The 23,775-nt window shown below is 69.4% G+C and carries 22 protein-coding genes, 3 tRNA genes and 1 pseudogene; 8 read left to right on the forward strand and 18 right to left on the reverse strand.

Translation table 11 applies throughout. The features are described 5' to 3' along the window. Positions 1-10: 10 nt before the first annotated feature. Entirely contained in the window at positions 11-784 is a 774-nt protein-coding gene (locus tag ACZ4NB_RS03925) for an SSI family serine proteinase inhibitor (RefSeq protein ID WP_467658101.1), read from the reverse strand. Between the two features lie 243 nt (positions 785-1,027). Here ACZ4NB_RS03925 and ACZ4NB_RS03930 point away from each other — a divergent pair. Both ACZ4NB_RS03930 and ACZ4NB_RS03935 read left to right on the forward strand, forming a co-directional pair. Then, positions 1,028-1,118: transfer RNA gene (locus tag ACZ4NB_RS03930), tRNA-Ser, on the forward strand. A 484-nt stretch (positions 1,119-1,602) separates the two neighbouring features. Further along, positions 1,603-1,675: transfer RNA gene (locus ACZ4NB_RS03935), tRNA-Arg, on the forward strand. Positions 1,676-1,755: 80 nt separating this feature from the next. Here the strand turns inward: ACZ4NB_RS03935 and ACZ4NB_RS03940 are convergent. The 11 genes from ACZ4NB_RS03940 to ACZ4NB_RS03990 all read right to left on the reverse strand — a co-directional run bounded on the left by ACZ4NB_RS03940 (position 1,756) and on the right by ACZ4NB_RS03990 (position 11,763). Beyond that, entirely contained in the window at positions 1,756-3,039 is a 1,284-nt protein-coding gene (locus ACZ4NB_RS03940) for a tyrosine-type recombinase/integrase (RefSeq protein WP_467658102.1), read from the reverse strand. Further along, positions 3,039-3,236, reverse strand: coding sequence for a helix-turn-helix domain-containing protein (locus ACZ4NB_RS03945; protein ID WP_069573051.1), 198 nt, complete (start codon positions 3,234-3,236; stop codon positions 3,039-3,041). The genes ACZ4NB_RS03940 and ACZ4NB_RS03945 overlap by 1 nt, the downstream gene beginning before the upstream one ends. Positions 3,237-3,290: 54 nt before the next feature. Next, positions 3,291-4,907: a DNA primase family protein gene (locus tag ACZ4NB_RS03950; protein ID WP_467658104.1), complete on the reverse strand. Its 1,617-nt coding sequence runs from the start codon at positions 4,905-4,907 to the stop codon at positions 3,291-3,293. Further along, positions 4,904-5,380 (reverse strand): DUF2742 domain-containing protein, encoded by a 477-nt coding sequence (locus ACZ4NB_RS03955; protein ID WP_467658105.1) that lies wholly within the window; start codon positions 5,378-5,380, stop codon positions 4,904-4,906. Before ACZ4NB_RS03955 ends, ACZ4NB_RS03950 begins: the two co-directional genes overlap by 4 nt. A gap of 285 nt (positions 5,381-5,665) precedes the next feature. Further along, positions 5,666-7,831, reverse strand: a complete 2,166-nt coding sequence (locus ACZ4NB_RS03960) for an FtsK/SpoIIIE domain-containing protein (RefSeq protein WP_467658106.1) — start codon at positions 7,829-7,831, stop codon at positions 5,666-5,668. A gap of 92 nt (positions 7,832-7,923) precedes the next feature. Beyond that, a complete protein-coding gene (locus tag ACZ4NB_RS03965) occupies positions 7,924-8,106 on the reverse strand; it encodes a DUF6257 family protein (protein WP_467658107.1) in 183 nt (60 codons plus the stop codon). Between the two features lie 75 nt (positions 8,107-8,181). Continuing rightward, on the reverse strand, positions 8,182-8,574 hold the full coding sequence (locus ACZ4NB_RS03970; RefSeq protein ID WP_467658108.1) for a DUF6251 family protein: 393 nt from the start codon (positions 8,572-8,574) through the stop codon (positions 8,182-8,184). Between the two features lie 29 nt (positions 8,575-8,603). Beyond that, positions 8,604-9,743: a hypothetical protein gene (locus ACZ4NB_RS03975; RefSeq protein ID WP_467658109.1), complete on the reverse strand. Its 1,140-nt coding sequence runs from the start codon at positions 9,741-9,743 to the stop codon at positions 8,604-8,606. Further along, entirely contained in the window at positions 9,740-10,195 is a 456-nt protein-coding gene (locus ACZ4NB_RS03980; protein ID WP_467658110.1) for a Pycsar system effector family protein, read from the reverse strand. The genes ACZ4NB_RS03975 and ACZ4NB_RS03980 overlap by 4 nt, the downstream gene beginning before the upstream one ends. After that, positions 10,192-10,464, reverse strand: coding sequence for a DUF6284 family protein (locus ACZ4NB_RS03985; protein ID WP_467658111.1), 273 nt, complete (start codon positions 10,462-10,464; stop codon positions 10,192-10,194). Before ACZ4NB_RS03985 ends, ACZ4NB_RS03980 begins: the two co-directional genes overlap by 4 nt. Before the next feature lie 519 nt (positions 10,465-10,983). Continuing rightward, a complete protein-coding gene (locus ACZ4NB_RS03990; protein ID WP_467658113.1) occupies positions 10,984-11,763 on the reverse strand; it encodes a GntR family transcriptional regulator in 780 nt (259 codons plus the stop codon). Between the two features lie 16 nt (positions 11,764-11,779). On the opposite strand from ACZ4NB_RS03990, the gene ACZ4NB_RS03995 reads away from it, so the two are divergent. Further along, positions 11,780-12,286 carry an NUDIX hydrolase gene (locus tag ACZ4NB_RS03995; RefSeq protein WP_467658114.1) on the forward strand — a complete coding sequence of 169 codons (507 nt, stop codon included), beginning with the start codon at positions 11,780-11,782 and terminating at the stop codon, positions 12,284-12,286. 198 nt (positions 12,287-12,484) lie between these two features. On the opposite strand, the gene ACZ4NB_RS04000 is transcribed toward ACZ4NB_RS03995, so the two are convergent. Further along, a complete protein-coding gene (locus ACZ4NB_RS04000; RefSeq protein ID WP_467658116.1) occupies positions 12,485-13,618 on the reverse strand; it encodes a hypothetical protein in 1,134 nt (377 codons plus the stop codon). A gap of 403 nt (positions 13,619-14,021) precedes the next feature. Then, positions 14,022-14,918, reverse strand: a pseudogene (locus ACZ4NB_RS04005) (site-specific integrase); the annotation flags it as partial. Positions 14,919-15,425: 507 nt separating this feature from the next. Between ACZ4NB_RS04005 and ACZ4NB_RS04010 the strand changes: the two are divergent. Beyond that, positions 15,426-15,647, forward strand: a complete 222-nt coding sequence (locus tag ACZ4NB_RS04010) for a CarD family transcriptional regulator (RefSeq protein ID WP_467658117.1) — start codon at positions 15,426-15,428, stop codon at positions 15,645-15,647. Between the two features lie 849 nt (positions 15,648-16,496). On the opposite strand, the gene ACZ4NB_RS04015 is transcribed toward ACZ4NB_RS04010, so the two are convergent. Both ACZ4NB_RS04015 and ACZ4NB_RS04020 read right to left on the reverse strand, forming a co-directional pair. Further along, a complete protein-coding gene (locus tag ACZ4NB_RS04015) occupies positions 16,497-17,207 on the reverse strand; it encodes a hypothetical protein (RefSeq protein WP_467658118.1) in 711 nt (236 codons plus the stop codon). Positions 17,208-17,320: 113 nt separating this feature from the next. Next, positions 17,321-17,911: a hypothetical protein gene (locus ACZ4NB_RS04020; protein ID WP_467658120.1), complete on the reverse strand. Its 591-nt coding sequence runs from the start codon at positions 17,909-17,911 to the stop codon at positions 17,321-17,323. Between the two features lie 369 nt (positions 17,912-18,280). Here ACZ4NB_RS04020 and ACZ4NB_RS04025 point away from each other — a divergent pair. Continuing rightward, positions 18,281-18,354, forward strand: a tRNA-Met gene (locus ACZ4NB_RS04025). Positions 18,355-18,409: 55 nt separating this feature from the next. Here ACZ4NB_RS04025 and ACZ4NB_RS04030 read toward each other — a convergent pair. Further along, positions 18,410-19,201, reverse strand: a complete 792-nt coding sequence (locus ACZ4NB_RS04030; RefSeq protein WP_467658121.1) for an NAD(P)H-dependent oxidoreductase — start codon at positions 19,199-19,201, stop codon at positions 18,410-18,412. Between the two features lie 164 nt (positions 19,202-19,365). Between ACZ4NB_RS04030 and ACZ4NB_RS04035 the strand changes: the two genes are divergently transcribed. The 3 genes from ACZ4NB_RS04035 to ACZ4NB_RS04045 all read left to right on the forward strand — a co-directional run bounded on the left by ACZ4NB_RS04035 (position 19,366) and on the right by ACZ4NB_RS04045 (position 22,711). Next, positions 19,366-20,427 carry a GlxA family transcriptional regulator gene (locus ACZ4NB_RS04035; protein WP_467658122.1) on the forward strand — a complete coding sequence of 354 codons (1,062 nt, stop codon included), beginning with the start codon at positions 19,366-19,368 and terminating at the stop codon, positions 20,425-20,427. Positions 20,428-20,662: 235 nt separating this feature from the next. Further along, positions 20,663-21,565, forward strand: a complete 903-nt coding sequence (locus ACZ4NB_RS04040; protein WP_467658226.1) for a DUF2797 domain-containing protein — start codon at positions 20,663-20,665, stop codon at positions 21,563-21,565. Positions 21,566-21,835: 270 nt separating this feature from the next. Next, positions 21,836-22,711, forward strand: coding sequence for an amidohydrolase family protein (locus ACZ4NB_RS04045; protein ID WP_467658123.1), 876 nt, complete (start codon positions 21,836-21,838; stop codon positions 22,709-22,711). 95 nt (positions 22,712-22,806) lie between these two features. Here ACZ4NB_RS04045 and ACZ4NB_RS04050 read toward each other — a convergent pair whose 3' ends face one another. Then, positions 22,807-23,361 carry an NADPH-dependent FMN reductase gene (locus ACZ4NB_RS04050; protein WP_467658124.1) on the reverse strand — a complete coding sequence of 185 codons (555 nt, stop codon included), beginning with the start codon at positions 23,359-23,361 and terminating at the stop codon, positions 22,807-22,809. Positions 23,362-23,775 lie beyond the last annotated feature (414 nt).

Below are 23,775 nucleotides of genomic sequence, written 5' to 3' on the forward strand. Positions count from 1 at the left end.
ACGAATCCGGTCACAAAGTGGTCCGGGGGAGCAGAGGTTCGAAGCGGCTCCAGCGGCTGATCTCACAGCCGTTGGTGCGCTTGAAGTCGGCGTCGACCGGACGCCCCGCCCAGGTCCCGGTCACATGCGCGGTGGCCGGACCGCCGTACATCATCGTGCACTGCGCGCTCTGCGGAACGGGGGCGAACGGGTCCTTGCCCCACTTCGCCATCCCGTCCAGCTTGTCGCAGGCCCGCTTGGCGTCGAGGTGGGTGCCGTGCCCGGGGTGGCAGTACAGCTCGAAGGTCCCGTCGTTACGGGCCGAGCCGGAGTCGTGCACGGTGACGGTGAGGTGGTCGCCGGGCGCGCTCCGGCGGTCCGTGCCGCGGTCGTGGCCACTCCGCCCGGCGGGTCCCCGGCCTTCCTGCTGCCCCTGGCCTTCCTGCTTCCCCCGGTGTCCCTGCTGTCCGTGGTGCCCCTTGTGCCCGTGCTGACGGATCTGCCGGCCGATCTCCCGGCCGATCTGCCGATCGACGACACGGAGGTCGCCGACGCCGTCCGCGATGCGGGTGATGTCGGAGACGTTGGTGATGTTGTTGATGTTGCCGATGCCGGTGCCGCTGGTGATGTCGGCGGGCGTCGGGTGGCCGGCACGTCCGTGGCTCGCACCGCTCATGCCGCCACCGGACCGGTGGTGCGGCAGCGGGATCGGGGCGGCCGACGCGGCGGACGACGCCAGGGCCAGTGCGGCGGTGGCGGCGGTGGCGGCCGTGACGACGAGGAAGGGGGTCCGGCGGTGGGGCATCACAGGCTCCAGAGAGGCGAGTGCGGGGCGGTACGCGGTACGTACGCGCCGGGGGCGCACGACACGCGTGTCGCCACGGCCCCAACACTCCTAACGCGCCGCCGCCCCCGACGTTGCGCCGCAGGAACGTCTTTGCCGGGTGGCCCGCGCGCCTAGTACCGTAGGGGGCGATTGGTGACAGCCCTTGGAGCTGTGCCATCATCTGGACACACCACAGCGTGCACGCGCGCATGTGGAGTGTGTGGAGGCGTCGCCTAGTCCGGTCTATGGCGCCGCACTGCTAATGCGGTTTGGGGCTTACCCCCCATCGAGGGTTCAAATCCCTCCGCCTCCGCTCTTCTTCGCTCAGGCCCCGGTCGCTCCGACCGGGGCCTGAGCGCTTTTGCGCGGCGGGCGGGGCGATGCCTGGGCGCACGCGAGCCGGGGGCGCGGCGCTGAGCCTGCCGCCTCTGCCGCTGCCAGCGCCGCGACGGGCCGACGCCACGTGATCACCAACGCCACGTGATCACCGACTCTCCGACGTCCGTCCCGGCGGGAGCATCGGCCCCGGCCGGGCGCTGCGAGCCCGCGAGCCGCGAGCCGCGAGCCCTGCCGACTCGGGCCGCTTCCGACCCGGCCGCTCCGAAGAGGACTGCACCCGCCCGAACTTCGACCAGATCATCGAGGACGCCCCCCGGCCCCGGCAGTCCCCAGCAGCCGCCGCAAGCGCATTTCCGCAGGTCAGACGGGCTGCGCCTAATGGATTTCGCCTCACGGCGCAGGTCATGTAATGTTGTTCCCGCAACGCCGACCGGCAAGAAAAACCGCCGGAAAGCCAAGCGCTCGTAGCTTAACGGATAGAGCATCTGACTACGGATCAGAAGGTTGCAGGTTCGAATCCTGCCGAGCGCACACAGGTCAAAGGCCCCCTGGACATCGTCCAGGGGGCCTTTGACATCAGCGGGTGACATCAACGCGGGTGCTGGCGTCCGTCACGCGGCCGGCGCGCACGCCGGACCGCCCTCCTCGTCCTCGGTCGGCTCGTCAACCCCCAGGGCGTCGTCCATCCGGTCGGCCGCCGCCTTGAGAGTGGTCTGCATCACGTGCGCGTAGGTGTCCAGCGTCATCGTGATGGTGCTGTGGCCCAGCGTCTCCATGATCGTCCGGGGATCGACCCCCTGGGCCAGCAGTAGCGAGGCGCAGGTGTGCCGGAGATCGTGCACCCGCACCCGCCGCACCTTGGCATCCCGGCACAGGATCGTGAGCATCCGGTTGAGGCTGCGGGGGTCGGTAGCTCGTCCGGTGGCCGTGGTGAAGACCAGGCCGCTCGGCTGTCCCGGGACCGGCTGCCATTTGGTGCCGGCCACCTTCCGCTCCTGCTCCTGCTGCGCCTGGTGAGCGATGAGGGCCGCCACGCACTTCCGGGGCAGCGACACCGTCCGGAGCGACCGCGCCGTTTTCGGCGTGCCGAAGAGCAGCTCGCGCTTGATGCGCTGGAGATTGCGTCGGACCCGGAGCTGGCCGGCCTCGAGGTCGATGTCCGACCAGGTGAGCCCGAGAGCCTCTCCGCGACGCAGGCCGGTGGAGATGAGCAGCAGCCACAGGGCGTAGAGCCGGTGGTTGCGGGCCGTCCTGAGTAGGATCCTGGCCTCCGCGGCGTCCAACGGGTGTACCTCCTGGCGTTCGACGGTGGGTGTCTCGACGATGCGGGCGACGTTGCGAGCGATGAGTTCTTCGCGGACGGCCTGCTGGAGCGCGGAACGGAGGACGGCATGGACGTACTGGACCGTGCGGGCCGACGGCCGGCGCTTGCAGCACTTGTTCACGGCGCAGCACGTCCGGTCTTCCTTGGCGCGTGCTGCGTCGACTCCGCGCAGGCAGCAGAGGCAGCCGCCCTTGAACTCCGCGAGGAACAGCCGGATGTCGGTGGGGGAGAGGCGGTTGAGTTTCTTCTTGCCGAGGGCGGGCTTGATGTAGAGCCGCGACAGGCCCTCATAGCTGTTGAGCGTCGCGGGCTTGAGGCGGGTGGGTGCGATGGCGGCCAGCCAGTAGGTGAGGAAGTCGCCGAAGGCCATGGCGGAGGTGGCGGCCGGGATGCCCTGCCGGGTCTTCTCCTGCAGTTCGATGAGCTTGTTGCCCACCTCCTCACGCGTCTTGCCATAGACGAACTTGCGGACGCGGGTGCCGTCGGGCCGGTAGACGTACGCGGCTGCGTGATAGCGGCCGTCGGTGCGCTTCGTGATGGTGCCTTCCCCGTTGGCGCGCCTCTTGGCCATCAGGCAGCCTCCTCAAGCTTGTTGTGGATGTAGGTACGGAGTGCGTCGAGGGGGATGCGGCGGGCGCGGCCCTCGGTGAAGCTCGGCAGGGTGCCGGAGCGGATCAGGTCGTAGACCTTGCTGCGGCTGAGCCGCAGGGCCGCCATCACCTCCGGGACGGTGACGGCGGTGGGCATCTCGGGCAGGACGATGCTCACGGGTGCCTCCTTGGGAGAGGAGGGGCCGACACGGCGGCCCCTCCTGGTCGCGGTTCAGCGGCAGTCGCGGCAGTGCGGGTTTCCGTACGGGCCGTAGCGGACGGTGGGGTTCTGACAGCGGACGCAGGGGCCGACGTTGGGGCCGGAGATGCCGACGGGCTGGCTGCCGTCGGGTTGGGCCCGCAATGTGTTGGGTCGCGTCTCATCGCGACTCAGAGCCGTCTCGGTGGTGCTGAGTCGCGTTGAGTCGCGGCCCCGTTGACTGTGGGGCGAGTTGATCAACGTGATGCCGGTGTAGGTCGGGACCTGCTTGCCGGTGTCGTCGCGGGGGCGGGTGCGCCGCAGCTGCGGGACGACGGACTGGAGGTTGCGGCCGAACATCTGCTTCGTGCCGACGCTGCGTACACCGTTGTCCTCGGCCCAGTCCTTCCAGACAGCCCACAGGGCGTCGACGGTCACGTCCACGGCCGGGCCGGTCTGGCAGCACTCGCGGACAAACGCAGAGGTGGGCGAGGCGGTGTCCTGCATGGTGGTGACCGCCTCCCGGGAGGAGGGCGGTTCGGTGATGCGGCCCTTCTCCTCCAGGCGCGCCAGTCCGTCGAGGGCCCAGTTGAGGATGCCGGGCATCTCGGCGGCGAGCTTGTCCGTGAGATCGGTGTCTTCCTTGCCGAGCCAGGAGACGGTCATGTTCAGCGCGATGAAGCGGCGGGCGATCACGCCGGAGGAGTCGCCGAAGTTGGGCAGCTCGTTGGAGAGGATCATCAGGCGGGTGGGCAGCTTGCCCGTCCACGGATCGCGGAACTTGCGGTCGATGTCGATGGTGTCTTCGCCGGAGATGGTCAGCAGGCGTTCGACGACCTGCCCGCCGTCGCGGCCGGAAAGCCGGGCGTCGGAGATGACGGCCAGCGGTTTGCCCAGCAGCGTGGAGAGGCCGAAGTTGCTGCCGAGACCGGCCAGGGTGGGGCCGGCCAGGTTGCCGCGGCCCACCAGCTCGGCCAGGACGCGGGCGATGGTGCCTTTGCCGGAGCGGGTCGGCCCGACGATGAGCAGGATCTTCTGCTGGTCGGTGCGGCCGGAGAGGACGTAGCCGAACCACTCCTGTAGGGCGTCGATGGACTGCTGGTCGTCCGGCCAGACCTGGTGCAGGAACCGTTCCCAGCTCGGCGCGGTGGCCTGAGCGTCGTAGGCAAAGGGAACGGAGACCAGGTTGAAGAAGTCCGGTGTGAGCGGCAGTAGTTCGCGGTCGCTGACCCGCAGGAGTCCGTTCTCGCACGCCACGATCGGGCCGTGGTCGTCCGCGGTCCTGCCGTCGGCGATCCAGGAAGGGGCGTCGACATCGGAGGGCAGGAGAGTGATGGAGGTGATCGCGTCCAGCAGGTTGCCGATCTTCTGCTTTGTCGGCGCCCACGGCCTGATTTCCGGCTCACCGTCCTTGTCGGTGCCGGCCTCGTAGGTGACGTGCTCCAGCCGCTGGTAGAGCGATGCCCGCACCTGCTGTTCGTCCAGCTCCCGCCAGGAGCTGCCCGCCCAGCGCATCCAGGAGCCCCGCCAGCGGCGACGGAGCAACTGCCCGTCGGCGCCCTGCCAGTCCGGGGCGAGGTGCCGGGCGACGGCCATGGGGTTGGAGGGGGGCGGGATCTGCTCGGCCTCGGTCGCGGCGCTCTGACTCATGCGGCCTCCTCCTGGTGCTCGTCGCCGTGCCAGGTCAGGTGGTGACCGGGGCGGCCGGGGATGGCGATGGCCGGCCAGCCGGGGGAGGGGTGCAGCTGCGTCGCGGGGTGAGGGAGACGGCGCCCGGCCATCTCGGCGGCGCTCGGCACGCTCGACAGCCGGAGGCGGACCAGGGTGCGGTGGGACTCGTCGCTGGCGTCGGCGGTGACCGCGCGCCACCAGGCGTCGGGGTCGGTGTCCATGAGGTGGTCGAGGCGCTTCTGTTCGGCCTGGTGGCGGCGCCACAGTTCGGCGGCCGCGAGAACGGACGCGAGCCGCTGTGGGGCGTTGGGTCGGAGGCTGCACCAGTCGGGGCCGGCGTAGAGCGGAAAGGCACCGGCCAGGTAGGCCGCCTTCGCCTGGGCCCACAGGACGATCACGGCGTCCGGGCACTCGGGCGGGCAGTCTCGCTGGTTCGGGGTCGGTTGAGGCATGCTGAAGACCTCCGTCTCATGCTGGAGATGGGAGACCAGGGCGGCCCGATTTCATTGGCGTGAGAGGGGCCGCCCTCGTCGTGGCATGTGCGCTTCTGGGCCCCTGGGAGGGGTCTGGGCAGGGGGTGGCGTACCCCCATGACCGGCATGACCTTGCAGGTCAGAGGCCGTGACCACCCCCTGGACCGGGGTCAAGGGCCCCCGTGACTTCGGCGCCCTCGTGACACTCGGTCGAGGGGCACCAGAACGGGGGCGGGGGAGCGCCCTGGGTCGAGGGGGACCCCTCTACCTGTCCGCGGCAAGCAGGATCTCGGCAGGTACGGCGTCCTCGATGTCGCGGCGCTGGTATCCGGCGAGGGCCTTGCCGTTGATCTTCACTTGCTTGCTGGTGCGCTTGACGCCGGCCGCCTCCAGTTCGGATGCGAGCTGTTCGGCGTTGAAGTCGCCGTAGACGTCCTCGTCGAGGTTGACCAGGCCGGACAGCAGGTCGGTGGTGTACATGCGCGGGGAGTGCCGCATGACCTCCAGGACATCGGAGATGATCGGCGGCACGGTGATGCCCTGGGCGTCCGCGGCGGCGGTGACGTCCCCGGCCGCATCGCCGGTGAGCTGCCCGGACGCCTCTCGCAACGTGCGGCCCTTGCGGCACAGGGCGGCGAAGGCGGGGCCGTCCAGGTAGTCGGCGCGCACGGTCACGTACGAGGCAGGGCCGGTGACCAGGACGCCTACGCCCTTGTGCTCCTCGGAGAGAACGGAGGCGTCGGCCCCCTGGGCGGCCTTGCCCTTGCCCAGGACCATGTCACTGCTCGCCCGGTCGACGACCTGCGTCGAGTAGCGAATGGTGATGATCTCCCGGAGCTTCGTCGGGACCGAGTCGGCGTCGGGGCGCTGGCTGGCGAAGTTGGAGATGAAGCCGGCCGCGGGGCCACGCCGGGCGATGCGGCACAGGTCGTTGATGACCTGCTCGCGGTCGTCCTTCTCCATGGCCGTGAAGTACTCCTGCAGCTCGTCGATGGTCACGAAGATGACCGGCAGGTTGTACTTCGCCACGATGTCCGGGGTGAGCTTGCCCTCGGGGCAGAGCGAGGTGGGCAGGTCCCGGAGCAGCGCGAACCGTCGCTCCATCTCCGCCAGCAGCTCGGCGAGCATCGCTTTCAGCGCCTCGATGGCGTCGTCCTCGGCGCCCATGACCAGGCGGTGGGCGACGGCCTTCATGGGCATCCAGTCGGCGCCGCCCTTGCCATCGGCGACGTAGTGCCGCACGTACGGGTCGAGGAGGCCGGCCGCGGTCAGCAGACGCTGCGAGAACGTCTTGCCACGACGCGGGAGGCCGCCGAAGAACATCGACTGCCACATGACGGGGACGGAGATGCGGGTACCGCGGGCGTCCTGCCCGAAGGGCACCGCGTCCCAGATGGAGAAGCGCTCGGCCTTCTCCAGTGGCGACGGGGTGGGCGTGCCCAGGTAGGGGTCATCGTCGGCGACCCACATCGACACCCGGCCGGCGTTGCCGCCCTTGGCGGCCCGCACGCGGGACATGATGACCTGGATCTCGTCGACGCCCAGTTCCTGCGCGATCACCTCGCGTTTGGCCAGCACGTCCGAGGCAGTCTTGCCGCCGCCGCGCGGCAGGTCGAAGACCACCGCCCAGCCGCGGCCGTCACGGACCGGGCCCATGACGCAGGTGACCTTGGGGCCGTCCTCGTCTCCTTTGCCGGGCTTGAGCAGACCGGCGGCGCGGAGTGCGTCGTTGAGCTGCTGGGCGGACATGTCCACCTTCAGCGGCGGGGCGCCCTGGTCGAGCAGACGGGTCTCCTTGCCGCGACCCAGGTAGGCGAGGGGGCCGACGACGGCCGCACTCATGCCGGCCTGCAAGACCGGGTCAGCCAATGCGATGCCAGTCGCGGCGGCAGCCACCCCGACGGCCGCGATACCGAAGCGCCAGCGGCGGGTCTGGGTACGGGCGGCGTGCGCGGCCTGGTGGCGGGCGGCCAGCTCGACGTCCTCCGGGCGCAGCTTGACCTGCGCTCGGAGGGCCCGCACGGTCGCGGTGTGCTCTCGGGCGGAGAGCGTCGGCCAGATACCGACAGCCACTCGGAAGAAGCCACGGCAGGCCAACAGCATCGTCTTCATCAGGTACTTGGGGAGACGCAGACCGTGGTAGCGCGTGTGCCACCACGTAAGGCGCCCCAGCGCGGTGACGTTGGCCTTGATGGACTCGGCGGAGCGTGCCCAGGCGGGAAGAACGGGCGCATCCGGCACGGTCAGCCAGTCGGCCAGCGGGTTGTCCGTACGGTCCACGGCTTCGCCGGACCGCTCGTCTGTGGCCGGTACGTCGTCCGTGGTGGTTTCGGTGGCGGGTTTGGCCAGCGTGACGGGCGGGGTGGGGCGGTGTTCGTCGAGGTGGTGGACGGTACCCATCTGCGGCTCCTCCGCGGCGGGTTCGGGCATGATGGTGTCTCCTGTCGCGTCTGCTCGGCGGGCAGGGAAAGGGCCCGGGACGGTCGCGGGTGTCCAGGCCAGTCGGCCGTCCCGGGGCGTAGTCACTTCGTGTTGGCTTCGCGCTCTTCGCGCTTACGGGCGCCGTCGAGAACGCCCTCGATCTTCGATTCGAGGTCGCGCTGATAGACCTCGTCACCGGCCAGTCCGCGTTTGGCCATGCGGCCGATGTACCAGGCGACCTTGGCCTTCTCGCCTGCGGTGAGCCGGGGTTCGTGCTGTGCCATTGCTGCTCCCGTCCGGAGCCGGCCTGTCCAGCTCCCCACCGCGCCCGGCACGGGCCGGGCGCGACTGGGCAGCCGTCAGCCGCGCTTGCGACGGCCCTTGGAGACGTTCTCCGCGGCCGACTTACCGTCCGGCCCACCGACGGACTTCACGACGGTCGCCACGCCCCAGGCAATGACCACGACGACCAGGGCGACGACAGCGAGGGAGACGGCCATGGAGGAGATGGCCACCACCAGCAGCGGGCCGAAGTAGACGCCGGCCGCGACGGCTCCGGCTCCAGCACCGGCGCCCAGGGCGATGCGCTGAACGGTGCGGTCCGGCGGTGCCTGGTGGATGTGCTGGACCACTACGGGCGGCTGATCGTAGGCAGCCGGAGTCGCCATCGGTTCGGGCCGGTACACGGGTCCCTGCGGTGCGTGCGGGACCGGGAGTTGGTTGTCGAACTGGTAGCGGCGGGGCGTAGGCACGGGGACCTCCTCGGGCAGCGGGCGGCCGGTCAGATGTGCTGGGTGACGGTCGGGACGCGTCGGGCGGTGTCGGCTGCGACGGCGCGTGCAGCGGGGTGGAATCGGGGGGCGTCACCCTTGCGGCGTCGGGGCGGCGAAGGGCGCTTCCGCGGAGCCTTGGCGGGCTTCTCACTGGGTGGGGGGACTTGGGTCGCGACCTGCGACTTTTCCCGCCGCAGCGGTACGACGTTGCCGGTGCCGGGAAGCACGAACTGAGGGTGTGTCATCCCCGCGCGAATGCGTCGCGCTACCGCTTCCGCATCCGGCTTACGCGCCTCGATCAGGCGGGTGGCCGCGGCGGCCGCGTGCTTCTCCAGCCGGGGCGTCATGCCGGGTTCGGTCGGCCCGTGCACGACTTCCCACGCCCTGCGCCACGCGTCCTCGGCAGGCAGCACGCCGTAGGGCGCGGCCGACACGAGCCGACGGGCGACGCGCAGCACGTCCCTGTGGTGGCGACGTCGGCGGGCCGCATGCCGGCGGCGCTCGCGGGCGTCCTCGTCCCGGGCCGCGAGCGTGGCAACCCATTGCCGGATCTCGAACACGGCCGGGCCCAGGACGGTGACGGCGGCAAGCCCGGCGCCGGCCACCGCCGCGTTGTCGGCCGACAGCCCGTGCGGACCGTCGGCGAGGGACAGGCCATAGCCGTAGTTGATGGACGCGGCGAACCCCGCACACGCGGCGACCAGGAACCGCAGCAGCCAGCGCACCCAGCCGGGCGCGGACCGTGCGTCGGCGTAGGCGACGCCGGCCGCCATCACCCAGGCGGCACCCTCCAGCCCCAACGGGACGGGCAGCAGCATCACGGAGATGCCGACGAAGTGAACGATCTGCGCGGGCAGGGACGCGAGCCCGGACGCCACGACCAGGGCGAGCGTGCCGTTGCGGTAGATGCGCTCCGGAGTCAGGGCCTGCGCGCGGCGCTCGGCACGCTCCCGCCGCCGCTCCTGGCGGTCGGCGCGGTCGGCCTGCTTGTCGGCACGGGCTTGCTCCCGCAGCCGCGCAGTACGTTCATCGGCAGCCTTCTGCCGTTCGGCCCGCCGGTCCTCGGCCGCGGCGGCGTCCAAGCGGCGCTGTTCGGACTCGGCGGCCTGGTCGGCCCGCCGCTCCTCGCGGTAGGTGCTCAGGCTCATGCGCCACCGCCCCACGCGATGAGGGCCGCCACGACGAGCAGAGCCCCGGCCAGGCACGTCAGGTCGATTGCCCGACGCAGGCGCCCAAACTTCGCCACCGCGATGCTGGACAGGGTGGCGATGTGCGCCGGCCGGTCGTCCTCGGCCAGGGCGTCGCGGATCTCGTCGGGGGTGAGGGTGGCCCACTTCGGGAAGCCCTGCGGGCGGGCCCCGCCCAGGTTCGGGCGGACCGTCCACAGCAGGTACGTGGCCGCGGCCAGCAGCACCGCCACCCCGGCCGCCCCGAACACGATGGCGGCCGCGGACAGGTGGACGCTGGTGGCGACCGTCCAGGCGCCGGCCAGCATGGCGCCGATGAACGCCAGCAGCAGACTGGCCTTGGTATCCGTGCGGGCCAGCTCGGCCTTGACCTCCGCGTGCGCCGCGGTCAGCGCGGTGTCCTGGAAGCTCACGCCCCCACCTCCGGCACGAACGCCGCAGTGGCGATGAGGTTCTGCAGCTCCCGCCGCGCGGCCAGCACCTTGCGCCGGGCCCGACGGATGCGTCGCTCGTCCAGCTCGGTCGGCACCCGGTCGAGCACCATGATCCGCGCGTCCAGCAGCTCGACCTGGGCGGAGATGAGCGGCATCTCGGCGTCGATCGCGTCCAGTTCCGCGGCCGTCGGCTCGCGGTCGTGATCGGTGGCGGTAACAGCCGCCTGAACAGGAACGATGTACTTCATCGAGTCGACTCCTTTGGCGAGTGGGACGGCTCGTAAAGCGGCCCCGGGATGCCCCCCGGGGCCGTGCGCCGTCTGGTGTGGAGTTGGATCAGGCGGCCAGGGCGGCCGCGGCGTCGGTGACCAGGAGGTCGGAGAAGGAAACGGCTGTTGTCCGGCTCCCCGCACCCCGCTCGTACAGCGCGGACGCTGGACGAGCGGAGGAGGCAACCGCCGCAGCAAGAGCGCTGCGGAGTGATGAATTGCGCGGTCTTGCATCCGCGCGGCCGTCACTTGAGGGAGACGGCTCAGAGGCCCGCACGCTGTTGAGTTGTGAAGGTCCGACCGCTTCCTTCGGGCCCGTGTCACGGGGCCCTCCGGGCGGCGTCCAGGCAGGCAATGCACGGGGCGCGAAGCCCCTGAACTCCTTCACTCATGTACTTATGTGCAGGAGTTGCTGCCATGAGAATGCCCAACTCCTGCACATGAGTCAACCCGCCGCGAGAGGTTTCTTCGCGACGGGCTGGAGGAGTTGAGGCTGCGTCAGTCTCCGGCAGGGATGCGGTAGTCGAGAACGAACTGGTCAGCGGCCATGACGGTGTCGCAGACCTCGACCACCCGGCCGTCCTCGCTCTCCGCGTTCCGGACCAGGTGAATCACGGGCGAGCCAGGGCTCAGGCTCAGGGCGCCGGTCTCCTGCTTCGTGGCGAGTCGGGCGCGCACGGTCTCCGTGAACTCCTTCAGCATGTGCCCGTTCTCCTCCAGGCGTGCGTAGATGCCGCCGCCCCCAGGGTTCTCAGCCAGCAGCTCTGGGATCTCCTCCGCGATGTCCCACGGGAGGTACGACGTCGCTTCCTCCGTCGGCGTCCCGTTGCTGAAGTACAGGCGCCGACGTGCCAGCACCTTGGTGCCGGCGGAGACTCCCAGTCGCTCCGCGATCTCCTCCGGCGCCTCGGTGGGACCGACGTACAGCACGGTCACGCCCGCGGTCTTCCCGGCCTGCTCGGACTCTGCAAGGTAGGCGGCCTTGCCGGCCTTGCGGTGGGACCGCCGGAAGCGGTCGGACGACTTACGGCGTACCGGCGGCTGGCTCTTCACGAACGAGCCCTTGCCGTGGTGGGTGTCGATCAAGCCGGTGGGCCTGAGCTCCGCCACGGCCTTACGCGCCGTGCCCTGGGAGACGGAGTAGCGGGCCATGAGCTCCGACTCGCTGGGAACCTTGGCTCCTGCGGGGAGGACGCCAGACCTGATCTGCTGAGCCAGGTCTTCCGCGATCTGTAGGTACCGTGGCTGACCTGAGTCTCTAGAGGCTGCTGTGCCCATGTCCTTCAGTCCTCCTATGCTCCTGTACATGAGTAACGCTAACCGGGAGGGCCGGTCAATGTCGCTTCACTCGGTTTCGGTGGCCGGAGTGGTGGTCCGCGAGGACGGCCGCGTTCTCGTGATCAAGCGTGCCGACAACGGCGCCTGGGAAGCCCCGGGCGGCGTCCTCGAACTGGACGAACGCCCCGAGGAAGGCGCCTGCCGCGAGGTTCTGGAAGAGACCGGCATCAAGGTTGAGACGGAGCGCCTGACCGGCGTCTACAAGAACATGACGCGCGGCGTCGTAGCCCTGGTCTTCCGCTGCCGGCCGGTCGGTGGCGAGGAGCATACGTCAGACGAGTCCGTGGACGTGCGCTGGTTCACCCGCGACGAGGTCGAGAGCCACATGGTGGAGGCATACGCGGTGCGGGTTCTCGATGCCCTCGATGCTGGGGGACCGCGGGTGCGTGCTCACGATGGGCGTGAGCTGATTACGGATTCTCCATCGGAAGGGTGGCAACCCGCGGACCCAAAGGCGCTCTAAGCGCTTTTCAGCGTTGCCTCCTGCCTCCGCTACCCCATGGAAACCAGCCAGACAAGGCGCGAAGTGTCGCCGGAATATCCTTTCTCTCTGCGCGGAAGATTGCCGTCAAACCGATGGTAAGCAGCGCGAAGACGAACACCCCAACGCCGCAGGCCAGGGTCAAGCTTGCTCCCATGGGGATTACGCGAATAGCGTCCATCATCGCCCGCTCCCCTGGACTTCATCGTGTTTGGTGTCAGTTGATTGCGAGAGCGAGGTGTCAGCGGCGCTAAATGCTGCGGCCGCAGCCTTTTCGGCCAGGAATCTTTCGGTCGGTGGTAGCCAGTAGAGTGGTGGATAATCTTCGTCATAGTACTCGACAGCGGTGATTGCGTTGAGGTGCGCGACGGCAGTAGTCCGAGTGCGAGCTAGCGTTTTCCCGTCCGAGGTCTTCCAGCGCGAGGGTTGCAACGAAGAATCCATTGCGGCGAGTGCTTGGAGGACACGTGATTCGTGAGAGTTGCTCTTCGGCGAGGTCTTGCGCGTCTTGGCTTGGGAGCGTCCGATCATCTCCCACGTGGCCTCTTCGATGGCTGGTCGGCCTTGCAGCCCAGCAAGGTATGCCTTGTCCTCGTTGCTCGGCATCTCGGACCTGGAACGTTGCTGAAAAAGATGCTGATACCGGGCCAAGGTGTCCCGATCCATGATTTCGGCATTCGCTGCAGCTATCAGCTGGTTGAGTCCTCCGAGCTCATCCATGATGAACGACAGCTGGTAGAGGCAGTGGCGAAACCAGCCCTGCGTCTTTGCTTTGCTCTTGTTGGAAACTTGATGTAGCCCCAGCGACACAACTGCCACCGAACATTGAACCTGCTCGTAGATCCATGCAGGCATGTGGCTCAGATCTTCTTTGCGATATGAGAGCCCGGGAAGTCTCTGTGGTTGTGCGGTACGGAGCCGCTCTTCATCGGAGTGGAGCAATTTCTGAATGCCCTGTTGCCCCAGCCCATCCTCTGCCAGCTGGGCGGCGATTACTCCTGCCAGCCGCCCTGCCGTATCCATGGCGTCGCTCGCTTGGTACATGCACATTCTCGCCCACCCGTGGCTGGCGCGGTCGGGAGCGGAATAGCGCAGAACGTCTTGCAGGTAGTCGACAACGGTGACCACGTTGGCGAGCGTTGCCTTTTGAAGGTATACGGGCATTGCATCGCCGTGAGCGCTTCGACCCATCACGCCGTCCTCTTGTCTGTCCCAACCCCGTGCGTCAGGGCAGACATGCGTGAAGGCATGACTGACCGAGGTGATCGCGATGACTGAACTTTCGGCTGCTAAAGCGTCGTGGGCACGGGCCAAGACACAACCGCGGCCGTCGCCACGGCCTCAACCCGAGGCTATACGATCGCCCGCCCTGTGGGTACTGGTTCAGAGATCTCTGGCCCGCTTTGCCCGGGGCGGCGATGAAAGGGGCCGTCGACCGGACCTGCGGGCCAAGGCACGTGGCGTGACATCAGTAGCTGACATCAACAGAGGCGTACAACAGCACACGGCGGCAACCCCCGCAGCCGGTAGACGAGCAGACAGCTCCCAGCAGGCGAGCAACCCGTGATGGTGCTGCACCCGCCTACGGATCAGAAGGTTGCAGGTTCGAATCCTGCCGAGCGCACAGCAGGTCAAAGCCCCCACCGGGATCTTCCGGAGGGGGCTTTGTCGTGCCGTACAGCAGTGAAGTACAGCAACCGGGTCAGCCGGTGCCGCCCATCGTCATCGCGATCTGCGAGTGCCGCAGGATGCGCTGCGCGACCTTCGGGTGGACCTTCAGGGCGATCAGGAGCATCCGGGTGAGGTTCCCCGGCTCGATCGGAGTGACGTACTTCGTCGTGAAGACCAGCTCGTGACTGTCCTGCCAGAGATCACCAGCCGCTTTCCGGTCCCCGATCTGCTGAGCGCGGCGCATCCGGAGCGCCTTGAGGCTGAGCGCGGGCAGCGGCAGGAAATCGTCCGACTCCTCGGTCCTGGTCTCGCGATGCAGGATCTGACGCCCCGCTCGGTGGATCTGGTGATCCACGCACAGCTCACCCGCCTCGAAGTCGACGGACTTCCAGGTGAGGCCCAGAACCTCGCCGCGCCGCAGCCCGAGGCAGAGCACGAGCACCCAGGCCGCGAAGAGCGGGTCTTCACGGGCCACCCCGTCCGCGAGGAACTGACCCGCTTCCACCACCGACCACGGCTTGATCCGGGGCCGACGGGGCTTGGGCACCTTCTCCAGGGCCGCGACGTTCTTCCCGATCTCCTCTTCCGAGACCGCGTGCGTCAGAGCGGCCCGCAGCGCATCACGAGCAGCCTGGATCACCCGGCGGGACGGGTACGCCTCACAGCACTCACCAGCAGCACAGCAGCGCCGACGACTGGGAGCACGCTTGGCGTCCTTCCCCTGGGCGCAGCACTGGCAGATCGTCGCCAGCTTGGTCAGCCACTCCCGCACATCCCGCACGGTCAGCTTGTCCAAGCGCCTCGAACCGAGGTGCGGCGCGATATAGAGCCGTACAGACCCCTCGTACGAGACGTAGGAGAGCGGGGCCAGGTTGGGCTTCACGATCGACTCCAGCCAGTACGCCAGGAAGGCGTCCAGCGTGCGGTGCCGAGCTACTTGAGGTCGGACCGTCCGAGTGCGTGCTGATCGGCGACTCCGTCACTGACGTCCAGGCAGCCCACTTGGCTGGGGGGGGCACGGCCGTCGGCCGCCAACAAGCCACGCAAGTACGAAGCGCTCACGGAAGCAGGCACCGAGGCGGTTACCGACCGGATGGGGGCCATCGCCGACGCCCTCCACGCGAGACGGGGTCGCAGTCACCCACCACCACGGCGAGCGGAGCAGTTACGCAGGCGCCCGTAGCTCAGGGGCTGGACCACGTGGAAGTCCCGAGGGGAGAGCGCTCCGGGCATGCAGGCCGGCAAGGGGCGGGCCGCCGTACCGCCACCGTCATGAATGCGGGAGCAAGGGGGTGCAGGGGAGTACACGCGACCGGACTCCGCCCAAGGCAGGGAATCCGCAGGTCACGCCCATGATCGACTAGCCTCGCTCCTCAAGCGGTTGGTGCCGTCCAGTATCTGTGCCGACGGCCGCAGCGAACGGGATGCACATAGGCTCATACTGAGGACGATGACAAAGCCTGTAGCACCGAAGCGTCATTTGCCTACCAGCCCCTTCAAGGCCCCGGTCACACCGGCTCTCAAGCAGTTCGCCGTGGGCGACCAGGTCACACACGACATGCACGGCCTCGGCCGGGTGATCGGCATCGAGGACGGAATCGCCGTGCTCGTGGATTTCGGCTCGTCGCAAATGCGGATTTTGAGCCCGTACGCCAAGATGACCAAGCTGTAGGACCGCTGTCCCGGTCACGGCACACCAGGCCCTTCAGGGACCGGCAACGAAAGGAGATCTCTCATCGATCCAACATCGCTGTTCTCCGCGCTGGAAAGGCAACCCCGCTGCTCCACCGCAGCATCGCCGCCACCGGCGACAAATCCCTTCCAAGCCCCAGACTTCGGCGAAGGCGAGACCTTCCTGCTCGAAGACGCACAGGAGCCCGCCTCAGGCATGTGAGCGGCGTGACCCAAGGCAGCTCAGCTCCACGAATGACGGTGCCTTCGAAAGCCGGCCGCAGGTAGTCTCCGGCGCAACGCTGAGGAGCGCGGCCGCCTCAGTTGAATCGGCGGACGTCGTGCCGTCCCGGACAACATAGGAAGCACCGGCACAGAGAGCAGCGAGAGCCGCCAGCGACATCTCGTTCGGTCCGTTTTCGCTGCACGTTCTCACCCCCAGTCAGGATCGTGCGGTACAGCGACGAAGTACAGCAACCCCAACAGCCGGCAGTGCCCGACATCGGCCCTCACAAGCGTCGCGGCAGCCTGTATGACCTCCAATGGCCGATCTCTTCAGAGCTACGGATCAGAAGGTTGCAGGTTCGAATCCTGCCGAGCGCACAGCAGGCCAGAGGCCCCGTCGAGAGATCGACGGGGCCTCTGGTGTTTGTGGTGGAGACCAGGTCGTGCCCGTTCCCCTTCAGGTCTCGCCGGCCGCCTTCCGGTCGGCGATCTGCTGAGTGCGCTGCGCGCGGAGCGCCGTCACGCACTCGGACGGCAGTGCCAGGCGCCGGGCCGAGCGCTGCTTATGCGGCGCGACGATCGGCAACTCCCCGCCGACCCGCGATCTCTGGGCGTTGAAGAGCGGCTATGCGTCCGCGAGCCGGCCCGACCTGCTCTCCGCATCCCTCGGCCGGATCACGAACTGTCCCGGTTCAGGCTCGTTCGACATCCGCCGGATTCTGTCCTCCCAGTCTGGCGGCCAACGCGTCGCCTCATCCCACTGGAGCCAGTCCAGATAGGCAGTGCCGGGGTCGATTCGCGTCAGGTCGGTACCGGAGAAGTCGTTGGCTGCTGACTCGATGAAGCGCTCCACGGAAGCCATCACCTCGTGGACCGCACGCAACCGCGATTGGGCCTCGGAAAACCCGACCAGACGCACGTACCGCTCCCTTCGGAGCATGGCCAGGCCCATGCGCGCTTCATCTCCCACCTCGGAGAGAAGTGCCAGCAGTCCGGCCTCGACGCCACTCGCCCCCAGCTCGGTAAAGCGCCCGCGCACCTGCTCTTGCAGCTCGCCCCAACGTGCACGCACGTCGTCGCGCAGAACCCGGTACGTCTGAGCAAACTGGGAATTGTTCACCACGCCGTCGAACTCCAGAACCACCTCGGCGTGCAGGATCAGCCGCTGGATCAACATTTGAAACTGAGTGATGTCGTAGGCCAGCTCGTGCAGGGCGTCCCTGGCCTTGATACGTGTCTCAGCCGGCAGCGCGAACAACTCGGTACGCAGTTGCTTCGCGCACATGCGCAGTCGGGCTCCGCTGGCTGCAATGACGCTCAAGCGCCGGATGAACATGCGCGGAGGTTTTCCGCCGTGCGGTCCGGCAGGGCGCGGGGGACGGAACGCCGGTCCACGCCGGGAGGCGGCTGCCAAGAACCGACCGGCAAAGGACTCTGCTGCGATCGCCATCACTGAACCACTCCCCCCGGGCCTGGATCCGGCTGAGCAGGGGACGACGCGGTGCTTGCAATGCCTGTGGAAGGACTGCCCGGAGTCGCCTGTCCGGGGACTGTCGGCCCGGGGTCTGTCGGCCCGGGGTCTGTCGGTCCGGGGGGTGGCAGCGCCTGCGACTGCTGCTGCGCTTGCTGCGCCTGCTGCGCCTCCACCATTCCGACAACGGCATCCTTGCCGTATCTGACGAGCAGCGGGATCAACGTGAGGATCCGCTCCACGATCATGAGCGAACCCACACCCGAGATGAGCGACAGCCACGGCGTGATCGATCCCTCAGGGGCGCTCGCTGCGATTGCGCCCGCGATACCCCCGGAGACCACGATCCGAAAGACCGCGGAGGTCAGGTAGGCGCCGAAGCCCGTGGCGGGCAAGTTCTCCTCTCCGGGCCGTACATCCCTATGGGCAGGCGCCTGGCCAAGGTCCGAAGAGGCCGACTGGATGTGCCACGGAGCTTTGCGATGCCACCGGACCGCTCGGATGAAGTCGAGCGCCTCCATCGCAAAACCGCCAAACGCCCCCCAAAAGGCGGCCGTTAACGAATTCATGACAAGAGGGTACGGCGTGCAGCCGGGGGCGGGCAGCCTTTACGCAAGCCGGACGCGCAGAGTTGCCGTACCTGTGTGTGGGTCAGTGGTTTCGGGTGAGGGAGTCGTCGTGGACGCCGCATCGGGTCGTCCTCTTGGTCTGCGGGCCGCCCAGGCGTCCCGCCCGGACAACGCGACGGCGTTGGAGAGCGGCGACGCGTCCAACGATGAGCGGGGCCGCTTCCGTGGCAACGGACCGCGTGGGGCTCGTCGGCCGTCGCGCGGACGTGGGTGGACGGTGCGGGTGGGGGTGGTCGGGGTCTGTGGGTGGTGGGGTGGGAGAAACGATTAGGCGTTGGGGCGGGAGTCGCGTAGTGTTCAGGTTACCGACGCGGGGTGGAGCAGCTCGGTAGCTCGCTGGGCTCATAACCCAGAGGTCGCAGGTTCAAATCCTGTCCCCGCTACTGACGCCGTAGGCCCAGTGGAATTCTTCCGCTGGGCCTACGGCCTTTTTTGCGTTCAGTCGTGGGTCGGGGGTGGCGGGGCGGTGTAGTGGGCGGCCGGGCCGGTGGGGGGCGGGGCCAGGTGGGGGTGCAGGAGGAGGTCGTCGTCGTAGTCGCCGGTGTTCTGGTGCCGGAAGGGGAGCGGCTCGGTGGTGGGGAGGGTGTGCAGGCGCTCCCGTAGGCGGGCGGTGGCGGTCCCGTAGGCGGTGGGGGTGGCGCGGTCCGCACTCGGGATCAGGAGGGGCGGGACGACGGAGATCCCGGTGTACCAGAGGGTGCCGTGCTGGAGGGGGAAGAGGAGGTCGTTGAGGTCGCCGTTGACTCCTCGGGGGCCGAGGGTCGCGGCGCGGGCGCCGGCGGTGGTGATGACCATGGCGCGCTTGCCGGTGAGTCGGCCGTCGCCGTAGCGGCGGGGGCGGCCGGTGGCGGGGTCGGTGAGGCCGAAGGCGAAGCCCTTGACGAAGACGCGGTCGAACCAGCCCTTGAGGATGGCCGGCATTCCGTACCACCAGAGGGGGAACTGGATGATCAGGGTGTCCGCCCAGGTGAGCTTCTGCTGTTCGGCGGCGATGTCGGCACTCAAGTGGCCGTGGGTGTAGGCGCGTTCGGAGACCTCGCCGACCAGGAGGCGGTCGGTCGGGTCGTGGTCGTAGTCGGGGGCGTCGACCACCGGGTTCCACTTCATGGCGTACAGGTCGGAGACGCGGTACTGGTGGCCGTGGGATTCGAGGGTGCGCAGGCCCTCCGTTTTGAGGGCGCCGCTCAGGGAGCGCTGGTCGGGGTGCGCGAACAGCCAGAGGACCTTCATGGCGTCCACTGTCCGGGGTGAGCGGGAGGGCGCACGAGTGGCCGGATGGTCATAGAGTGCAAGGATCGGGCCATGAGGTCGGGCCATGGGATCGGGCTATGGGATCGGGCCGTGGAGGCAGGCCATGGGGTCGGGTCATGGGTGTGGGGTGGGAGAGGTGCGTGATGGGTGTGAGTGGTGTGAGACGTGTGAGTGGCGAGGGGCGGCGGCATCGGGTGGCCGTGCTGGTGCGGGACGGGATGTTGCCGATCGAGGTGGGGATCGTGCACCGGATCTTCGGGGAGGCCCGGTCGGCCACCGGGGAGCCGCTGTACGAGCTGGTGACCTGCACGCTGCGGCCCGGTGCGGTGCGTACGGACACCGACTTCACGGTGAACGTCGCGCACGGTCCGGAGGCGCTGGCGGAGGCCGACACCGTGGTCGTACCGGCGGCCAACGCGGACTACGGCCCGGGGGAGGAGCAGTGTGCCGGACGGCTGGGTGCGGAGCTGGCAGACGCGCTGCGGCGGATCCGGCCCGGGACCCGGGTCGCGTCGATCTGCACGGGGGCGTTCGTGCTGGCCGCGGCCGGATTGCTGGACGGGCGGCGAGCGACCACGCACTGGCGGTCGGTGGACGACTTCCGCCGGCTGTTCCCGGCCGTCGAGCTGGATGCGGAGGTGCTGTACACGGACGAGGGGGATGTGCTGACGGCGGCCGGGGTCGCCTCGGGGATCGATCTGTGTCTGCACATGGTCCGGTGTGACCATGGGGCGGCGGTGGCCAACGATGTCGCCCGGCGGACGGTCGTGCCGCCTCACCGGGAGGGCGGCCAGGCGCAGTACATCCGGCGGCCGATGCCGGAGCCGCAGGTGTCCTCCACGGGGGCGGCGCGGGCCTGGGCGCTGGAGCACCTGGACCGGCCGCTGAGCCTGCGGGAGCTGGCGGCTCGGGAGGCGATGAGCGTACGGACCTTCACCCGGCGCTTCCGGGAGGAGGTCGGGGTCTCGCCGCTGCAGTGGCTGACCCAGCAACGGATCGAGCGGGCACGGCAGTTGCTGGAGGAGACGGAGCTGACGGTGGACCGGATCGCGGCGGAGGCGGGCTTCGGGACGGCGGCCTCGCTGCGTGCGCATCTCCAGTCGGCGTTGGGGGTGTCGCCGCGGGCGTATCGGAGCACGTTCCGGGGGGCTGGGACTGGGACTGGAGCTGGGGCCGGTGGCGGTGGGGGTGGGATGGTGGCGTGAGGTGGGGGCCCCGGGGCGGTGCGGGGGAGGCCCGGGGCTGGGCGGGCGGGGTGTGGTGCGGTGGCGGGGCGTTGTCAGTGGGCGGTCGTACGCTGGCGATGTGTGGCGGTGTACGGGACCTCGCTGGTCAGGCGGCGGGTCGGGTAGAGGTACGGGGTCGGTGCCGGGGCCGGAGGGGCCGTTCGGGCAGCGGCTCGGCTGGTACTGCGCCGAGCGGGGCGAGGAGCGGGTCAGCATGCTCCCCGCGGGCAAACGGCTGGCGTTCGCGGCGCAGGGTGAGCGGCGCTGCCTGGGGGTGCGGCGGGCCGGGGGCTGGATCGTCTGCCCGTATGCGGCGGTGCTCGACGGTGCGAGCGCCAAGGACCAGTGCGCGCGCTGTGCGCAGCTGGACCGCTCGCGGTCGGTGGCCGCCGACACGATGGCCGACGATCCGCGCCCGTACGGCGTCTATCTCGCGTACTTCGGACCCGGTCTGCTCAAGGTGGGGATCACGGCGGCCGAGCGCGGCTCGGCGCGCCTGGTGGAGCAGGGCGCGATCGCGTACGCCTGGCTGGGGCGCGGGCCCCTGATGGCGGCGCGGCGGGCGGAGGCGCTGCTGGGGAGCGCGCTGGCGGTGCCCGACCGGTTCGCGAAGGCGGCGAAGCGGGCGGCACGCGGGGAGCTGCCGCCCGTGTCGGAGCGGGCCGCCGAGCTGGCCCAACTGCACGACAGAGCACGAGAACTGGCGGGCTGGCCGGAAGCGCTGGAGCCGGTGGCGTTCGCCTGTACGGACCATTCGGAGCTGTTCGGGCTCGACCGTATTCCGCATGAGGTGGCGGAGCTGGGCGGAATGACGGCGGGCGCGGAGATCGTGGGGGAGGTGCTGGCCGGGGTGGGCTCGGATGTGTATGTGCGGCTGGCCGGGGAGGTCGGCGAGGCCGGGAGGGCAGGGGAGGTCGGGGATTTCGGGGGAGGGGCGGCTGGGGTGGTCGGTGGAGTGGCCGGCGGAGAGGGGCGTGGGGTGGTTGCGGTGCTGGATGCCAGGGGGTTGTCGGGGTGGGTGCTGGGGGCCGCCTCGGGGCGGGTGACGACCGTTCCGGTTCGGGCGGCGGCGCTCCGGACGAGGGAGCGGGAGGGGGAGCAGGAGGGCTTGTTCTGATCCGCGGGAGGGTGGCGGGCCAGGTCAGATCAGGTCAGGTACAGCCAGGTCAGGTACGGCCGGGCCGGGCCGGGCCAGGTGGGGGTTGGGCCCTGTTGGGGACTGGTCGAACTAGTGGGGCTGGCGGGCCGCAGTGGCGTTAGTGGGCCGCAATGGCGTTAGTGGGCCGAGTGGCACTGGTAGGCATGGTGGCTGGCCTGATAGGGCTGGTAGGCCGGGAAATGGGCGGGTGGCCTGCTGGAGGGCAGGGAGCGTCGGGAGGGGGCCGCAGTGGCGGACGGTGATGAGCGGGTCGGTGCGTTCTGGCGGGGGTTGGGGCTGCCGGGGCTGATCGATGTGCATACCCACTTCATGCCCGCGCGGGTGATGGCGAAGGTCTGGGCGTACTTCGACGCCGCCGGGCCGCTGGTGGGCCGCAGATGGCCGATCGAGTACCGCTTCGAGGAGGACGAGCGGCTGGAGGTGCTGCGGGGCTTCGGCGTACGGGCGTTCACGTCGATGATCTATCCCCACAAGCCGGGGATGGCGCAGTGGCTCAACGGATGGGCCGCCGACTTCGCGGCCCGTACACCCGACTGCCTGCGGACCGCGACGTTCTTCCCGGAGGAGGCGGCCGCGGCGTATGTCCGGACCGAACTGGCCGACGGGGTACGGGTCTTCAAGGCGCATGTGCAGGTGGGGGCGTACGACCCGGCCGATGCGCTGCTCGACCCGGTGTGGGGCGCGGTGGCGGAGGCGGGTGTGCCGGTGGTCGTCCACTGCGGGTCGGGTCCCGTGCCGGGTAAGCACACCGGGCCCGAGCCGATCGCGCGGTTGCTGGCCCGCCACCCTCGGCTGCGGCTGATCGTCGCGCATATGGGGATGCCGGAGTACGCCGACTTCCTGGACCTCGCGCAGCGCTATCCGGGTGTGCACCTCGATACGACGATGGCCTTCACGGACTTCTCCGAGCGGGACGCACCGTTTCCGCGGGCGGAACGCGGCCGGCTCGCGGACCTCGGCGACCGGGTGCTGTTCGGCAGCGACTTCCCCAACATCCCCTACGGGTATGCCCATGCGCTGGAGGCGCTGACCCGGTTGGAGATGGGGGAGGAGTGGCTGCGGGGGGTCTGTTACGGGAATGCGGCGCGGCTGTTCGGGGTGTGAGGGGGCGGCGGGCGGGCAGACCGGCGCTTGAGGCTGGACCACCCGGGGCTTGAGCGCGGATCACCCCGGGACCTCAGGCCGGCTGCCCTGGTGCCTCAGGCCGGGTCAGGGGTGGACGGGGCGGTGACGGCCGCGGCGAGGTGAGACATGGCCGTCGCCAGGTCGGCGAGGGTGGGCTCGTCCGTGACCCGTTCGGTGACGGCGTCGATCTTCGGGCCGATGGCGGGGATTTCGCGGCAGGCGGCTGTGACGACGTCACCGGTCATCATGCGCAGGGTCTCGCGGAGCTGGGCGTTGGCGTGGTCGCCGCCGGTGGGGAACGGGGAGGCGGTGAGCACCGCCACCGGCTTGTGGACGCACTCGCCGCTGCTGACCAGCCAGTCGAGCGCGTTCTTGAGGACGCCCGGGACCCCGTGCGCGTACTCGGGGCTGACGAGGAGCAGCGCATCGGCGGCCTCAACGGCCTTGCGCAGGGCGGCCACAGGGGCGGGGGGCGTGGCGTCCTCGCCGTCCAGATCAGGGTTGAAGTGCGGCAGCGCGCCGATGTCCGCGGTGGTGGCCGGCCCGTCCCAGAAGCCGAGGGCGGAGCGCAGTACCGCCCCGTTGGACGAGCGGGCTCGCAGGCTGCCGGAGAGGGCGAGGAGTCTCATGGGGGCGACGGTACGGGGTGGGGCGGAGCGCGGCCGGGGTGGGGCTGCGGAAGAGGGAAAACTGCTGGTCAGGGGGATTGTCAGTGGTGGATGCGATGCTGGGGAAGTGGTGATCGACCTGGACCGCGCGGGGGGCGGCCCAGGTCCGTTGCGGCAGGGGACGGGGAGGAAGGGGACCGAGGCAAAAGGGGCGGAGGGACGGGGAACGGGGGGCTGCGAAGGGGGTACGGGGGACTGCGATAACGGGGGCTGCGAAGAGGAACGGGGACAGAGCCACGGGGGACAAGAGCGCGGGGGAAAGGCGGCCCGGGGCGCGGCGGAGAAGCACGGGGGAGGTGGCTGCTCGGGAGATGCGTGGACGGGGTTCTCGGGAGACGGCCGAAGTGGTTTCTCAGGAGATTCACAGAAAGGGGA

The sequence above is a fragment of the Streptomyces sp. NPDC026575 genome (assembly GCF_055567415.1).

What these genes read in the sequence shown, in the direction of transcription:
- ACZ4NB_RS04040 (WP_467658226.1), top strand. Translation starts at nt 20,663, where the DNA reads ATGCTCCCCGCGGGCAAACGGCTGGCGTTCGCGGCGCAGGGTGAGCGG.
- ACZ4NB_RS03960 (WP_467658106.1), bottom strand. Translation starts at nt 7,831, where the DNA reads ATGCCCGAACCCGCCGCGGAGGAGCCGCAGATGGGTACCGTCCACCAC.
- ACZ4NB_RS03955 (WP_467658105.1), bottom strand. Translation starts at nt 5,380, where the DNA reads ATGCCTCAACCGACCCCGAACCAGCGAGACTGCCCGCCCGAGTGCCCG.
- ACZ4NB_RS03995 (WP_467658114.1), top strand. Translation starts at nt 11,780, where the DNA reads ATGCTCCTGTACATGAGTAACGCTAACCGGGAGGGCCGGTCAATGTCG.
- ACZ4NB_RS03965 (WP_467658107.1), bottom strand. Translation starts at nt 8,106, where the DNA reads ATGGCACAGCACGAACCCCGGCTCACCGCAGGCGAGAAGGCCAAGGTC.
- ACZ4NB_RS03985 (WP_467658111.1), bottom strand. Translation starts at nt 10,464, where the DNA reads ATGAAGTACATCGTTCCTGTTCAGGCGGCTGTTACCGCCACCGATCAC.
- ACZ4NB_RS04030 (WP_467658121.1), bottom strand. Translation starts at nt 19,201, where the DNA reads ATGAAGGTCCTCTGGCTGTTCGCGCACCCCGACCAGCGCTCCCTGAGC.
- ACZ4NB_RS04015 (WP_467658118.1), bottom strand. Translation starts at nt 17,207, where the DNA reads ATGTTCATCCGGCGCTTGAGCGTCATTGCAGCCAGCGGAGCCCGACTG.
- ACZ4NB_RS03990 (WP_467658113.1), bottom strand. Translation starts at nt 11,763, where the DNA reads ATGGGCACAGCAGCCTCTAGAGACTCAGGTCAGCCACGGTACCTACAG.
- ACZ4NB_RS04010 (WP_467658117.1), top strand. Translation starts at nt 15,426, where the DNA reads ATGACAAAGCCTGTAGCACCGAAGCGTCATTTGCCTACCAGCCCCTTC.
- ACZ4NB_RS04035 (WP_467658122.1), top strand. Translation starts at nt 19,366, where the DNA reads ATGGGTGTGAGTGGTGTGAGACGTGTGAGTGGCGAGGGGCGGCGGCAT.
- ACZ4NB_RS04050 (WP_467658124.1), bottom strand. Translation starts at nt 23,361, where the DNA reads ATGAGACTCCTCGCCCTCTCCGGCAGCCTGCGAGCCCGCTCGTCCAAC.
- ACZ4NB_RS03940 (WP_467658102.1), bottom strand. Translation starts at nt 3,039, where the DNA reads ATGGCCAAGAGGCGCGCCAACGGGGAAGGCACCATCACGAAGCGCACC.
- ACZ4NB_RS04020 (WP_467658120.1), bottom strand. Translation starts at nt 17,911, where the DNA reads ATGAATTCGTTAACGGCCGCCTTTTGGGGGGCGTTTGGCGGTTTTGCG.
- ACZ4NB_RS03975 (WP_467658109.1), bottom strand. Translation starts at nt 9,743, where the DNA reads ATGAGCCTGAGCACCTACCGCGAGGAGCGGCGGGCCGACCAGGCCGCC.
- ACZ4NB_RS03925 (WP_467658101.1), bottom strand. Translation starts at nt 784, where the DNA reads ATGCCCCACCGCCGGACCCCCTTCCTCGTCGTCACGGCCGCCACCGCC.
- ACZ4NB_RS03950 (WP_467658104.1), bottom strand. Translation starts at nt 4,907, where the DNA reads ATGAGTCAGAGCGCCGCGACCGAGGCCGAGCAGATCCCGCCCCCCTCC.